The organism is Methylocella sp. CPCC 101449, from assembly GCF_031921685.1.
Lineage (GTDB): Bacteria > Pseudomonadota > Alphaproteobacteria > Rhizobiales > Beijerinckiaceae > Terripilifer.
Map to the genome: position 1 here is coordinate 1330036 of NZ_JAPDHU010000001.1, position 13623 is coordinate 1343658.

Sequence of the window (13623 nt, forward strand, 5' to 3'; positions counted from 1 at the left end):
GTTATTTGCGGCTCTATTTCTTGGCTGGCCCGCGGTGCGGGTTCGGCTTGGCGACCGCCTGTTTGCGAACCTTTTTCTGCGCGAAGCGACCAGGGCCGCGACGCGGCGCCTCAGCGGCTTCCTCATCCTCTTCCGGATCGGACAAGGTGGCCTTGCCGGCCCGCAGCGCCTCGCGGATCAGCGCTTCGGTGAGCACCAGCCGCGCCTCCTCGATATCCGACACCGGCAGCGCCACGTCCGCCTCCTCGTCCGCCTTGGCGTCGATGCGGCGCAGGCGGATGACGGCGTCACGGCCCGTGCCATCGACCCCTTCGATCCAGCCGCGAAACCGCTTGCGGCCGAAATGCAGACCGCCGGTCTCCATACGCGCCTCGTGGCCGATGCCACGGACGAAATCGGACAGGCGCACCAGCGGCCGGTCGATCCCCGGCGACGACATTTCCAGCCGATAGGCCTGGGTCAGCGGATCCTCGAGGTCGAGCACCGGCGACAAAGCCATGCTGGCCTTCTCGCAATCGTCGACACCCATCGTCCCGTCGGCCTTCTCGGCCATGATCTGAAGCGTAACCCCTTGAGTAGACGAGATTTTCACCCGAACGACGCGATAGCCGAGATCAGCCAGCACGGGTCCGGCCAAAGTCGCGACACGGGCGGCAACCCCCGTCTCCTGAATGAGGCGCGGTTCCGCGAGATCTGATGTTTCAGGCGCCGGTCGGGCAGATTGCCCGTCGGGTCCGCCGGACGTCTCGGTCACTATATGGGCTCCGGTCGGGCATTAAAAAAGAGCGGGTCCCGCAGGGCCCACTCTCAATAATGACCCTCGAATGACGGTCCAGATGAGATTGTTGGTCGGGCTTTTACTCCCAAACCAATCCCCGATCAAGGAAAAGCTCGTCGCCCGCCGGCTGGCGCAAGCATGGCTGCGGTGAGGCTTTTGCGCAGTCGACTTGTCGGCCCCGCCCCTCTAAAGCTCGCGCCCGACCACGTCTTCTCCCCTTTCCCCGATAGAAGTCCCTCCGCTTTGCCGCTGAAGCCCAATACGTTCGCGCTCACCTTCGTTCTCGCGCTGATGACCGCGATGGGGCCGATCGCCACCGACATCTATGTGCCCTCGCTGCCGCAGCTGGCGCAGGACTTCAACGCTTCGACGACGCAGGTGCAGTGGACTTTGTCGGGCTATCTGATGGGCTATGCGGTGAGCCAGATTTTCTATGGCCCTCTCTCCGACAAGCTCGGACGCAAGCCCCTGCTCATCGCCGGCTTCGCGATCTTTCTCGTCGCCACCTTCGCCAGCATGATGGCGACCTCCATGGAAATGCTAATCGCCGCGCGCATTCTGCAAGGCGCCGGAGGCGCCGGGCCGATCATCGTGGTGCGCGCCATCGTGCGCGATCTCTATGAGGGCGCGCGCGCCGGGCAACAAATGTCCGTGATGAGTTCGATCATGGGCGTGGCGCCAATCGCCGGACCGCTGGTCGGCGGCGTGCTGGCCGTGTGGTTTGGCTGGCGCGCCAGTTTCGTTGCGATGTTCGTTATCGTCGCCGCGCTCATCACCATCGCCGTGCTGTTCCTGCCGGAGACCTTGCGGCACAAAAGCAGCGCGCCACTGTCGGTCCGCGAAATCCTGCGCAGCTTCCGCATCGTCTTCGCCAATCCGCGCTGGCGCATCTATGGTGCACTGAACACGCTGGGGCACACGGGCTTGTTCACTTTCATCGCCGCCTCGCCCTTCGTACTGCAAGACCTCTATGGGCTGACGCCACTGCAGTTCGGCCTGTTCTTTTCGGTCTGCTCCTCGGCCTTCGTGCTGGGCGCCTGGACCGGCTCGCGGCTTGTCGTGCGCCGCGGCCTCGACGGCACGATCGCCATCGGAGTCGCTTGCTTTCTCATCGGCGGCATTCTGCAAGCGCTCGGCTTTTGGCTGTTTCCAGGCAGCGCGATCACGCTGCTCATCCCCGAGATGATCTATTTCGCCGGCGTCGGTTTCGTGTTGCCGCATTCGATCGCTTCGGCTTTGTCGCCGTTTCCCGAACGCGCGGGTGCGGCGACTTCGCTGCAAGGCTTTCTGCAGATGATGTTCTCGGCCTGCGTCGGCCTGGGCGTCAGCACGCTGCTCGGCTCAAGCGCCGTGCCGCTCGTCGCCGTGACGGTGCTGCTCGGCACCAGCGCGACGATCCTCTTCGTCGCCACGGCGCGGATTCGCCAGCGGCCGCTCTAGTTCGAGGGCGTCATGCCTTCGATGGCAGCGAGCAGTCGCGCGATGTCTTCGTCGCGCGACAGGCGATGATCGCCATCCTTGATCAAGGTGACAGCGACCGGATCGCCGGCGAGATGTTCGACGAGCTGCATCGCATGTGCCCACGGCACATCGGGATCCTGCATGCCTTGCAGGATATGTACGGGTCCATGGCTGCGGATCGGCTGGCCAAACAGCAGGTGACGACGGCCATCTTCGATCAGCGCCTTCGTCACCGGATAGGGATCGGGCGCATATTCGGACTGGCGCAACCACACGCCTTTTTCCACGATGTCGCGCCGCGCCGCTTCCGGCATGTTGCGCCACATCAGCGCCTCGGTGAAATCGACCGCCGGCGCGATCAGCACCAGACCGGCGAGGCGGCCGGTTTCGCCGCTTTCAGCGAAAGCCTTCGCCACCAGCAGCGAAATCCACCCGCCCATGGAGGACCCGACGAGAATCTGCGGTCCATTGGTCAATTGCCTGATGACGGCGAGGCTGTCTTCCAGCCACTGGCCGATGGTGCCGTCCTCGAAACGGCCTTCCGACTCGCCGTGGCCGGAATAGTCGAACCGCAGGAAGGCGCGGCCGTTACGGGCGGCCCATGCGTCGATGCGCTCGGCCTTGGTCGACAACATGTCGGATTTGAACCCGCCGAGCCAAACCACACCGGGGGCCTGGATGGAACTTGCGCCCGCCCGTTGCCGGAAAGCCAGGCGGCGTGTATGCGGCGCGGTTCCGACAGTTAAGAATTTTGCCGTTACTAATTGTGGATGGGTCTCGGTCACATCTGTCACATTCATTGCCATCGGCAGGTCCGGCGGCCCAAAACAAGGAAGATGGCGAACGGATTGGTGCGCCGCCCGCCTTGTACATCAGAGCAAATGGCGTTTCGACCCAAACGCGATCTGCTGACGGTTTTTGTTTGATGCGCCTCGCACCGCGTGACTGGATCAAGCCGCGAAGCGCCACGATAGGAAAGCGATGCCCTACGGCCCGCATGATCTGATCGAAAGTGGCCAGTTCCCGGCCCTTGCCGGCCGTACGGTCCTGCAGATCATCCCAGACCTCGAGGCCGGCGGTGCCGAACGCACGACCATCGACATCGCCACCGCGCTGACCGAGGCCGGCGCGCGCGCCCTGGTGGCCAGCCAAGGCGGCCGGCTCGTCAGCGAACTGCAGGCGCGCGGCGGCGTCTGGCTGCCGTTTCCGGCGAAAACCAAGAATCCTTTGTCGATGATGGTCAACATCCGGCGGCTGGCGGCGCTGATCGCCCGAGAGCGGATCGACATCGTTCATGCCCGCTCGCGCGCCCCCGCCTGGGTGGCGCTGGGCGCGACGCGGGCCATGCGGGTGCCCTTCGTCACCACCTATCACGGCGCCTATTCGGGTACGTCGAGCATCAAGATCCGCTATAATTCGGTGATGGCGCGGGCCGATTACGTGATCGCCAATTCGGAATTCACCAAGCGGCGCATTCTCGATCAGCATCCCTTCGCCGACGGCCACATCACCGTCATCCATCGCGGCACGGATTTTCGCGCCTTCACGCCGGCCGCCGTCGATCCGGCCCGGGTGCGGCGCCTGCGCCAGCAATGGGGCGTCGAGCCGGACGAGCGCATCATTCTGCTCGCGGCACGACTGACCGGCTGGAAAGGCCAGACCGTGCTGGTGGACGCGGCGGCGCTGATGCGCCGGCAGGGGCTCAACGGCGTCAAATTCGTCCTGGCCGGCGATCCGCAGGGGCGCAGCTCCTTCGTCAAGGACCTGGAAAGCCGCATCGCCACGGCCGGTCTCGGCGATCTGGTCAAGCTTGTCGGCCATTGCGACGACATGCCGGCCGCCTTCCTGGCCGCCTCGGCGGTCGCCGTGCCCTCGACCGAGCCGGAGGCCTTCGGCCGTTCCGCCGTCGAGGCGCAGGCCATGGGGGCGCCGGTGATCGTCACCGAGCTTGGCGCCGTGCCCGAGACCGTGCTGGGACCGCCGGAAGCACCGGCTGCCGCGCGCACCGGCTGGCGCATCCCGCCGGGCGATCCGCAGGCCCTGGCCAATGCGCTGTCGGAGGCGCTCGCGATGGGTGCGGTCGAACGCGACGCGCTGGCGCTGCGGGCGCGCCAGCATGTCGAGCGCCATTTCTCGCTCGACCATATGTGCAAGCAGACGCTGGCGTTGTACGAAGGCATCATTCGAGGTTTCTGAGGCTTCGAGAGCACGGCCAAGGTTGACTTCCGGCCCGTCTGACCCGATTCTCTATTCGGGTCCGGTCCTGCCTAAGCAAATTCGCCAAAAGCAGGTTGAAGCGGTCATCGTGACGCCCGGGTCCGGCTTATTCACAAGAGGAGTTTTGCCATTCGCCGTCCAATGAAAGCACCCGTGGGTCCCCAGAAAGAAGGACCCCGGACCAATCGGGAAATCCGTGTCAGCGAAGTTCAGCTTATCGATGCCGAAGGTCAGAATCGGGGCAAAACCCCGATAGCCGAAGCGCTGCAGCTCGCCGAAGAGGCGGGGCTCGACCTCGTCGAGATCGTTCCGAACGCCAATCCGCCGGTCTGTAAAATTCTTGATTTCGGTAAGTTCCGTTTCACGGAGCAGAAGAAAGCCGCCGAAGCGCGCAAGCGCCAGAAGGTGGTCGAGGTCAAGGAAATCAAGCTGCGGCCCGGCATCGACGATCACGACTACGAAACCAAGATGAAAGCCGTGAAACGGTTCTTCGACGAAGGCGACAAGGTGAAAGTCACCCTGCGCTTCCGCGGCCGTGAAATGGCGCATCAGGAACTCGGCTATCGCCTGCTTGAGCGCGTACGCCAGGAGAATCTCGCCATCGCGAAATGCGAGGTGGAACCTTCCATGGAAGGCCGCCAGATGGTGATGATCCTCGCGCCGAAATAACCGGCGCGTCGCATCCGCAACGGGCTGAGAGACATTCCCTCGGCCCCCTTTCCCCGGATCGCGCTTCCAACCTCATCCTTTGATGTTGTGTTTTCAGCATGGCTGCCGTGCGTTTTGCACGGCACCTGCTGGCCCATGGACTCTATCCCCGCTTCGACCAAACGTCCTATGACGAGGTCGTAGATAAAACAGAGTCCCCTTGGAAACGCTCGTCAAACCCGCGCCGGCCGCACTGCCCCTGACGCACCGCGATACCTTATGGATCGTGGCTGGCGTGCTGTTGCCGGTGTTCATGGCCTCCCTCGACCAGGCGCTGGTGGCGACCGCGCTGCCGACGATCGGCCATGCCTTCGATGCGACTGGCCAGCTCTCCTGGGTGGTGAGCGCCTATCTGTTGACCTCGACGGCGGCGACACCGCTCTACGGCAAGATCAGCGATACGCGCGGCCGCCGCGTCACCATGCTGGCCGGCATCGGCATTTTCGTCGCCGGTGCCATCGCCTCGGCGCTCGCGCCCAACATCACCAGCCTCATCCTGGCGCGCGGCCTGCAAGGCATCGGCGGCGCCGGCCTCGTCGCGCAGGCGATGACCGTGCTCGGCGACATCGCGCCGCCGAAACAGCGCGCCAAATATTATACCTACTTCTCGATCATCTATACGAGCGCCGCTGGCATCGGCCCGGTGATCGGCGGCCTGTTCGCCGAACATCTGCATTGGTCTTTGGTGTTCTGGATTTCAGTGCCGATGGGCCTCGCCGCTTTCGCGATGACGAGCACCTTGCTGCGCAAACTGCCGCGCTATGAAAGATACCATCGCCTCGATATCGCTGGCGCGGTGCTGATCGTCGCCGCCAGTTCGACCTTGATGCTGGTGATGAATACAGGCGGCAAGACCTGGGCTTGGCTCTCAAAGGAAATCGTTACGTTCAGCGCCCTATCCGCACTGCTGTGGCTGTTGTTCTTTCTGCGTCTGGCGCGCGCCGCCGAACCGCTGATCCCGCTCGGCATCCTGCGCAATCCGATCGTGCGTTGCGCCATCGTCGCCAATTCCTTCGGCTGGGCGGCGATGATCGGCCTCAACATCTATCTGCCGCTCTATCTGCAAAGCGTGCTTGGCCAGACGCCTTCCGAATCCGGCGTCAATCTGATCGTGCTGATGGTGACGATCAACACCAGCGCGCTCGTCGGCGCGCAGGTGGCGGCGCGCATGGAGCATTACAAATTCTATCCGCTGATCACCTTGTTCATCTGCATTCTCAGCATCGGCTGGCTCGCCACGCGCGTCGATACGCTTTCGATGCTGGAATTCGAATTGGTGCTGGCCTTGGCTGGTCTCGGCTTCGGTCCCGTCGCGCCAGTGTCGAGCGTTGCCTTGCAGAATGCGGTGATGATGCATCAGCTTGGCACCGCCGTGTCGGTGATGAGCTTCGCGCGCAGCCTGTTCGCCGCCGTGCTCGTCGCCGCTCTTGGCGCCATCGTGTTGCATGCGGTGGGCGGCGAGATGCTGACCGGCGCCGCAGCGACCCTCGCGGCCGACCGTGACGGCGCCACCGCCGCGTTCCGCAACCTGTTCTGGGTCACCGCCGGCTGTCTGGTGATCGCCTTCCTCGGACTGTTGCTGATGGAGGAAAAGCCGCTTTTGACCTCGAACGAGACGCGGATCGAATGAAAATTGGCAATTCACCCGAATCTGACCTGCGTCAAGACGGCGCGCGCTCACTGCGCTATGAGCGAACCTTAATGCGTGGCCGCGCCGCGCCATCTGGATTGATCTGATGAATTTCCTGCTGCCGTTTTGTGCCTTCACCAGTGCCGTCGCAACCCGCGCGATGGATCCACTGGTGTCGTCGCTTGCGACGGAATTCGGCATCAGCATTGCCGCGGCGGCCCTCGCCGTCACCATGTTTGCGCTGCCCTATTCCATTGGCCAACCCGTGTTGGGCCCAGCCGGCGACCATTACGGCAAGATCCGCATTCTCAAGATCTGCCTGTGGGTGCAGACGGCGAGCCTGATCCTCGTCGCCGTGGCGCCGACCTTCGAACTGCTGCTCGTCGGTCGTTTCATCGGCGGCATTGCAGGCGGTGGCTTGATGCCGATCGCGCTCGCCATCGTCGCCGACAAAGTGGCGCCGTCGCAGCGCCAGGCCGCCATCGCGCGCAATGTCACCGGCTCGCTGTCGGGCCTGATCCTGGCCGCCAGCGGCGCCGGCCTGATGGCGGTGTGGCTGAACTGGCGGGCGATTTTCGGCGTCGCCACGGCGATCTCGCTCATCGCCGCGATTCTCGTCACCCTCCAACTGAAAGAAACCGTCGTCGCGACGCGGCACCTCCGCCTGTCGGATGCTTTCGACAGCTATCGCCAGATCATCACCAAACGGCGCGCCTGGATCTGCTTCATCGCCGTGATGTTCGAAGGCATCGCGCTGTTCGGCATGTTTCCCTTCATCGCGCCGGTGCTGCAATCGCGCGGCATGGGCGGCCCGGCGGAAGCGGGCTTCATGATCACCGCCTGCGGCGTCGGCTCGCTGATCTTCACCTTTTTGGTGCGGCGGCTGTTGCGCGTGATGTCGCGCTACGGATTGATGATTGCAGGCGGCGCGCTGGCGATGATGGGACTGTTGGCTTTGGCCTTCGCCGCGCCCTTGCCGTGGCTCGCCTTCTTCTTCGCCCTGTCGGGCTTCGGCTATATGATGGTGCACAATTCCATCCACGCCGAAGTGTCGGAACTGACCGACACGGCGCGCACGTCGGCCTTCGCTTTGCATTCCTGTTTCTTCTTCACCGGACAGGCGCTGGGACCGCTGCTGTTTGGCGCCGGCATGGGCATGATCGGCGCGTCCGGCATTCTCATCGTTTATGGCGCCATCCTGCTCATGATCGGCCCGATCATTTCGGTGCTGCTGCGCCGGGCGCGCGCCACCGGAAGCGGCGCGCTGGCCTTTTAAACTTCAACTGTTCGACAGGCTGCGCACCAGTTCGACTTCGTTCGCCGAGCCGAGCACCACCGCGACGCGCTGATGCAGCTTCTCCGGCTTGACGTCGAGAATGGGTGCGTATGCATCCGTGGCCTGGCCGCCAGCCTGTTCGACCAGGAGCGCCATCGGATTGCCTTCGTACATCAGGCGCAGTTTGCCAGGCCGATCCGGCTCGCGCTTGTCCCAGGGATACATGAAGATGCCGCCGCGCATCAGAACGCGATGCACGTCCGCCACCATCGAGGCGATCCAGCGCATGTTGAAATCCTTGCCGCGCTCGCCGGTCTTGCCCTTGAGGCAGCCGTCGACATAGCGCTGGATCGGCTCGGCCCAATGACGCTGGTTCGACATGTTGATGGCGAATTCCTTGGTGTCCTTGGGAATGCTCAGGCGCTCATGGGTGAGCAGCCATTCGTCCTTGGCGCTCAGCGTGAAGCCGTAGACGCCATCCCTGAGGGTGAGCACCAGCATGGTCTGCGGCCCGTAGATCGCATAGCCCGCCGCCACCTGGTTGCGGCCGGGCAACAGAAAGTCGGCCTCGGCCGGCACGCGGCCTGCGGGCGCGGGCAGGATCGAGAAGATCGTGCCGACGCTGACGTTGACGTCGATATTGCTGGAGCCATCAAGAGGATCAAAGGTCACCAGGAAGCCGCCGGTGCGGCCCGTGGTCTCGACGGTTTCCAGCTCTTCGGAGGCAAAGCCCGCGACGGGCGCGCAAGAACGCATCATGTCGCTCAGCATGTCGTTGGTGATGACGTCGAGCTTCTTCTGTTCCTCGGCCTGCACATTGATATGGCCGGCGGAGCCCAGATTGCCGGCGATGGCGCCGGCCGAGACGACGCGGCTGATCCCAGTGCAGGCGGAGGCCACGGCGGTGATGACGGATTTCAGTTCGGGCGCCGCCGGCTGACGGCCAAGGAAATCGTTGAGCGTGTTCACGGCGTTCCTTCTGGAGAGCCAAGTATAAAGAGCCAAGTACAAATCGTACCAAGCTCGTACCTGACTGAGCCGAAGCCGTCGAGCGAGGAACCGGCCCGTTACGCCCCCTTGCTTTCCCTCCGGTTTTTCCCTTATAAGCCCGGCTTCGAACCGCCCGGCCAGTTAGGGCTGCCGTGGCGGTTCTTTTCGCTCACTTCCGATGCGAATTGCCGAAACCGGCCGGATTTCCGGCCGCGCCGAGGCAAGTAATTGAAATTGGGGCGTTTTCGCCCCACAGGAGAGCCAAATGCCCAAGTTGAAGACGAAATCGGGCGCTAAAAAGCGCTTCAAGATCACCGGCTCCGGCAAGGTGGTCTACGCCCAGAGTGGCAAGCGCCACGGCATGATCAAGCGCACCAACAAGCAGATCCGGAACCTGCGCGGCACCACGGTCCTGTTCAAGACCGACGGCGACAACGTCAAGAAGTACTTCCTGCCGAACGGCTGACGTTTTCTCGCATTTGCCCCCTGTTTCACTTTGAGTTTTAAGGAGATCTGCCATGGCTCGCGTTAAACGCGGCGTTACCGCCCATGCCAAGCACAAGAAAACCCTCGACGCGGCAAAAGGCTTCCGTGGCCGCCGTAAGAACACCATCCGCGCCGCCAAGGCTGCCGTCGACAAGTCGATGCAGTATGCCTATCGCGACCGCAAGAATAAGAAGCGCACCTTCCGCGCGCTGTGGATCCAGCGTCTGAACGCCGCCGTGCGCGAATTCGGCATCACCTACAGCCGATTTATTGCCGGCCTCGCGAAGGCGGGCATTGAGATCGACCGCAAGGTGCTGTCCGAAATGGCCATTCACGAACCGGCGGCCTTCAAGGCCATCGTCGAGAAGGTCAAGGCGGACCTGCCCGCCGCGGCGTGATCTGACGGACGGCGCTCCAAACCTTCGCGCCGTCCCTCCGTCTTTTCGAGGCCCCTTCGCGCGCGCGGTCTGTCCGCGCGGCGATCATTGTGCGGCCTGAGGTCGTTTCCCAAGGCCGTTGAGCTTCTGGTGTATTTCACCGGTTTCATCGTCCAGGCGGGAACATGTCCGACCTTCAAACTCTCGAATCCTCCACCCTGACCGCCATCGCCGGCGCCACCGACGAGACGGCGCTGGAAGCCGTGCGCGTCGGCGCTCTCGGCAAGAAGGGCACCATCTCGGCTTTGCTCGCGACCCTGGGCAAAATGTCGCCCGACGAGCGCAAGAGCGCGGGCGCCGCCATCAACGCGCTGAAGGACAAGGTCAACGAAGCGCTCACCGCGCGCCGCACCGTCCTGAAGGACGCGGCCCTCGAACAGCGCCTGGCTTCCGAGACCGTCGACGTCACCTTGCCGGTGCGCGAGGCCGCCAGCGAGCGCGGCCGCATCCATCCGATCAGCCAGGTGATGGACGAACTGACCGCGATTTTCGCCGACATGGGTTTCTCGATCGCCGAAGGGCCAGACATCGAGAGCGACGATTACAACTTCACCAAGCTGAACTTCCCGGCCGGCCATCCGGCGCGCGAGATGCACGACACATTCTTCTTCGAGCCGGATGCGAAGGGCGAACGCAAACTGCTGCGCACGCACACCTCGCCGGTGCAGGTGCGCACCATGCTCGCCTCGCAGCCGCCGATCCGCGTCATCTGCCCGGGCCGCACCTATCGCTGCGACAGCGACCAGACGCACACGCCGATGTTCCATCAGGTCGAAGGTCTCGTCATCGACAAGTCGGCGCATCTTGGCCATCTGAAATGGGTGCTGGAAGAATTCTGCAAGGCGTTCTTCGAAGTGCCGAATGTGAAGATGCGCTTCCGCCCGTCGTTCTTCCCGTTCACCGAACCGTCGATGGAAGTCGACATTCAGTGCCGGCGTTCGGGCGGTGAAATCCGCTTCGGCGAAGGCGAAGACTGGCTGGAGATTCTCGGCTGCGGCATGGTGCATCCGAATGTGCTGCGCAATTGCGGTTTAGATCCCGATGTCTACCAGGGTTTCGCCTGGGGCATGGGCATCGATCGCATCGCCATGCTCAAATACGGCATGCCGGACCTGCGGCCCTTCTTCGAAGCCGACGTGCGCTGGCTTTCTCACTACGGCTTCCGCCCGCTCGATCTGCCGACCTTGGCCGGCGGCCTGAGCGCGTAAGGAGAGACACATGAAATTCACCCTCTCCTGGCTCAAGGATCATCTCGACACCACGGCGTCTCTCAGCGAGATCGTCGAGACGCTGACGCGTATCGGCCTCGAGGTCGAGCACGTGATCGATCCGACCGACAAACTGAAAGATTTCACGGTCGCTTATGTGATCGACGCCAAGCAGCATCCCAATGCCGACCGCCTGCGCGTCTGCATGGTCGACACCGGCACGGGTACGCCGGTGCAGGTGGTGTGCGGCGCGCCCAATGCGCGCACCGGCATGAAGAGCGTGTTCTCGCCGCCCGGCACCTATATTCCCGGCAAGGACATGACGCTTGGCAAGGGCGTCATTCGCGGCGTCGAGTCGAACGGCATGCTGTGTTCGGCCGCCGAACTGCAATTGTCGGAAGATCACGACGGCATCATCGATCTGCCCGACGATGCGCCGGTCGGCGCGCGCTATGTCGACTATGCCAAGCTCGGCGACCCGGTGATCGAGATCAACCTGACGCCCAATCGCCCCGACGCCACGGGTGTCCACGGCATCGCGCGCGATCTGGCGGCGGCGGGTCTTGGCACATTGAAGGATCATGCGATCAAGCCGGCTGGTGGTGCGTTCCCCTGCCCGGTGAATGTGAAGCTCGACTTCTCGACCAAAGACAAGCATCTGGCACCGATGTTCGCTTTACGCCTGGTACGCGGCGTCAAGAACGGCCCGGCGCCAGAGTGGATGCAGCAGCGGTTGAAGGCGATCGGCCTGCGGCCGATCAATGCGCTGGTCGACATCACCAATTACGTCACCTTCGATCGCGGCCGGCCGCTGCATGTGTTCGACGCCAAGAAGGTCGCCGGCAATCTCACCGTGCGCCGCGCCAAGGACGGCGAAGAGGTATTGGCGCTCGACGGCAAGACCTACACGCTGAAGAGCGACAATGTGGTCATCGCCGACGACAAGGGCGTCGAATCGATCGCCGGCATCATGGGCGGCGAACATTCGGGCTGCGACGACGCGACCACCGACGTGCTGATCGAATCGGCGCTGTGGGATTCGATGAACATCGCCCGCTCCGGCCGCGCGCTCGGCATCGTCACCGATGCGCGCTATCGTTTCGAGCGCGGCGTCGATCCGGCCTTCTGCGTGCCGGGTGCGGAACTCGCCACCAAACTGGTGATGGATTTCTGCGGCGGCGAGCCGTCGGAGCTGATCGTGGCCGGCGAACAGCCGAAAAGCGACACCGCCATCGATTTCCCGTTGAGCGAAGTGCAGCGGCTGACCGGCCTCGAACTCGAACGCTCAGAGATGGTGCGCACGCTGGAAAAACTCGGCTTCGGCGTCATCAGCCAGTCGACCAATGCAGACCGTATCATCGTCAAAGTGCCGTCGTGGCGGCCGGATGTGGAAGGCAAGGCCGATATCGCCGAGGAGATCGTTAGAATCGCCGGCGTCGACAATGTCGCTTCCGTGCCGCTGCCACGCATCGACACGGCGGTGCCCAAGCCCATCCTCACCTTGTTGCAGAAGCGCACGCGCCAGGCGCGCCGCGCGCTCGCTTCGCAGGGTCTCGTCGAAGCGGTGACCTGGTCTTTCGTCAGCAAGGAACAGGCGGAAGGCTTTGGCGGCGGACAGCCGGCGCTGGCGCTCGCCAATCCGATCGCCGCCGATCTCTCCGACATGCGCCCGTCCCTGCTGCCTGGCCTGTTGAAGGCGGCGCAGCGCAATGCCGATCGCGGTTTCGGCGACGTGGCTCTGTTCGAAGTCGGCCAGATCTTCAAGGGCGACGGCGAGAAGGATCAGCGCATGGCCGCCGCCACCGTGCGGCGCGGCGGCAGCGGTCGCGCCTGGAACGCCAAGGCAACCCCGGTCAGCGTGTTCGACGCCAAGGCCGATGCCATGGCGATGCTGGCGGCGCTCGGCGTGCCGCTCGGTGGTCTGCACATTGTCTCGGGCGGTCCCGCCTGGTTGCACCCCGGCCGCTCCGGCACGATGCAGTTCGGGCCGAAGAACGTGATCGGCTGGTTCGGCGAATTCCATCCGCGCACCTTGGAAATGCTCGATGTCGACGGGCCGGTGGCCGGTTTCGAGATCATTCTCGACGATCTGCCGGCACCGCGCGCCAAGCCGACGAAGGTGAAACCGAAGCTCGAACTGTCGGATTTCATGCCGCTGGAACGCGACTTCGCGTTCATCGTCGACCGCAGCGTCAAGTCGACTGATATTCTGCGCGCTGTTCAAGCGGCGGAAAAAGTGCTCATCTCGGGGCTCAACGTCTTCGATATCTACGAAGGCGCCGGCATTCCCGAGGGCCGCAAGTCGGTGGGCGTCACCGTCACCTTGCAGCCGCGCGAAAAGACGTTGACCGATGCGGAGATCGAGGAAGTGGCCGGGCGGATCGTCGCCGAAGTGACGAAGAAGACCGGAGCCACGTTACGAGGCTGAGTGC

Annotated in this window: 12 protein-coding genes; 9 read left to right on the forward strand and 3 right to left on the reverse strand. The window is 63.6% G+C overall.

Annotation, left to right across the window (positions count from 1 at the left end; genetic code table 11):
- Positions 1 to 13: 13 nt before the first annotated feature.
- Complete coding sequence (rimP, locus tag OIM99_RS06075) at positions 14 to 754, reverse strand: ribosome maturation factor RimP (RefSeq protein ID WP_311849432.1); 741 nt, start codon at positions 752 to 754, stop codon at positions 14 to 16.
- A 162-nt stretch (positions 755 to 916) separates the two neighbouring features.
- Here rimP and OIM99_RS06080 point away from each other — a divergent pair, with 162 nt between their 5' ends.
- Positions 917 to 2218: a multidrug effflux MFS transporter gene (locus tag OIM99_RS06080; protein ID WP_311849433.1), complete on the forward strand. Its 1302-nt coding sequence runs from the start codon at positions 917 to 919 to the stop codon at positions 2216 to 2218.
- Here the strand turns inward: OIM99_RS06080 and OIM99_RS06085 are convergent.
- Positions 2215 to 3039, reverse strand: a complete 825-nt coding sequence (locus OIM99_RS06085; protein WP_409371503.1) for an alpha/beta hydrolase — start codon at positions 3037 to 3039, stop codon at positions 2215 to 2217. The two genes, OIM99_RS06080 and OIM99_RS06085, sit on opposite strands and share 4 nt — an antisense overlap.
- Positions 3040 to 3220: 181 nt before the next feature.
- On the opposite strand from OIM99_RS06085, the gene OIM99_RS06090 reads away from it, so the two are divergent.
- From OIM99_RS06090 to OIM99_RS06105, 4 genes are all read left to right on the forward strand, one after another.
- Positions 3221 to 4435, forward strand: a complete 1215-nt coding sequence (locus OIM99_RS06090) for a glycosyltransferase family 4 protein (protein WP_311849435.1) — start codon at positions 3221 to 3223, stop codon at positions 4433 to 4435.
- Between the two features lie 150 nt (positions 4436 to 4585).
- Positions 4586 to 5125: a translation initiation factor IF-3 gene (gene infC / locus OIM99_RS06095; RefSeq protein WP_311850359.1), complete on the forward strand. Its 540-nt coding sequence runs from the start codon at positions 4586 to 4588 to the stop codon at positions 5123 to 5125.
- Positions 5126 to 5324: 199 nt separating this feature from the next.
- Positions 5325 to 6794, forward strand: a complete 1470-nt coding sequence (locus tag OIM99_RS06100) for an MFS transporter (RefSeq protein ID WP_311849436.1) — start codon at positions 5325 to 5327, stop codon at positions 6792 to 6794.
- Positions 6795 to 6900: 106 nt separating this feature from the next.
- Positions 6901 to 8070, forward strand: a complete 1170-nt coding sequence (locus OIM99_RS06105) for an MFS transporter (RefSeq protein ID WP_311849437.1) — start codon at positions 6901 to 6903, stop codon at positions 8068 to 8070.
- A 3-nt stretch (positions 8071 to 8073) separates the two neighbouring features.
- On the opposite strand, the gene OIM99_RS06110 is transcribed toward OIM99_RS06105, so the two are convergent.
- Complete coding sequence (locus tag OIM99_RS06110) at positions 8074 to 9039, reverse strand: class 1 fructose-bisphosphatase (RefSeq protein ID WP_311849438.1); 966 nt, start codon at positions 9037 to 9039, stop codon at positions 8074 to 8076.
- A 286-nt stretch (positions 9040 to 9325) separates the two neighbouring features.
- Here OIM99_RS06110 and rpmI point away from each other — a divergent pair, with 286 nt between their 5' ends.
- The 4 genes from rpmI to pheT all read left to right on the forward strand — a co-directional run bounded on the left by rpmI (position 9326) and on the right by pheT (position 13619).
- The gene (gene rpmI, locus OIM99_RS06115; RefSeq protein WP_311849439.1) at positions 9326 to 9526 is read left to right on the forward strand and encodes a 50S ribosomal protein L35; all 201 of its coding nucleotides are present in this window, start codon (positions 9326 to 9328) and stop codon (positions 9524 to 9526) included.
- A 52-nt stretch (positions 9527 to 9578) separates the two neighbouring features.
- Positions 9579 to 9944 (forward strand): 50S ribosomal protein L20, encoded by a 366-nt coding sequence (gene rplT / locus OIM99_RS06120; protein ID WP_311849440.1) that lies wholly within the window; start codon positions 9579 to 9581, stop codon positions 9942 to 9944.
- Positions 9945 to 10108: 164 nt separating this feature from the next.
- Positions 10109 to 11191 carry a phenylalanine--tRNA ligase subunit alpha gene (gene pheS, locus OIM99_RS06125; RefSeq protein WP_311849441.1) on the forward strand — a complete coding sequence of 361 codons (1083 nt, stop codon included), beginning with the start codon at positions 10109 to 10111 and terminating at the stop codon, positions 11189 to 11191.
- A 10-nt stretch (positions 11192 to 11201) separates the two neighbouring features.
- Positions 11202 to 13619 carry a phenylalanine--tRNA ligase subunit beta gene (gene pheT, locus OIM99_RS06130; protein WP_311849442.1) on the forward strand — a complete coding sequence of 806 codons (2418 nt, stop codon included), beginning with the start codon at positions 11202 to 11204 and terminating at the stop codon, positions 13617 to 13619.
- Positions 13620 to 13623: the final 4 nt, after the last annotated feature.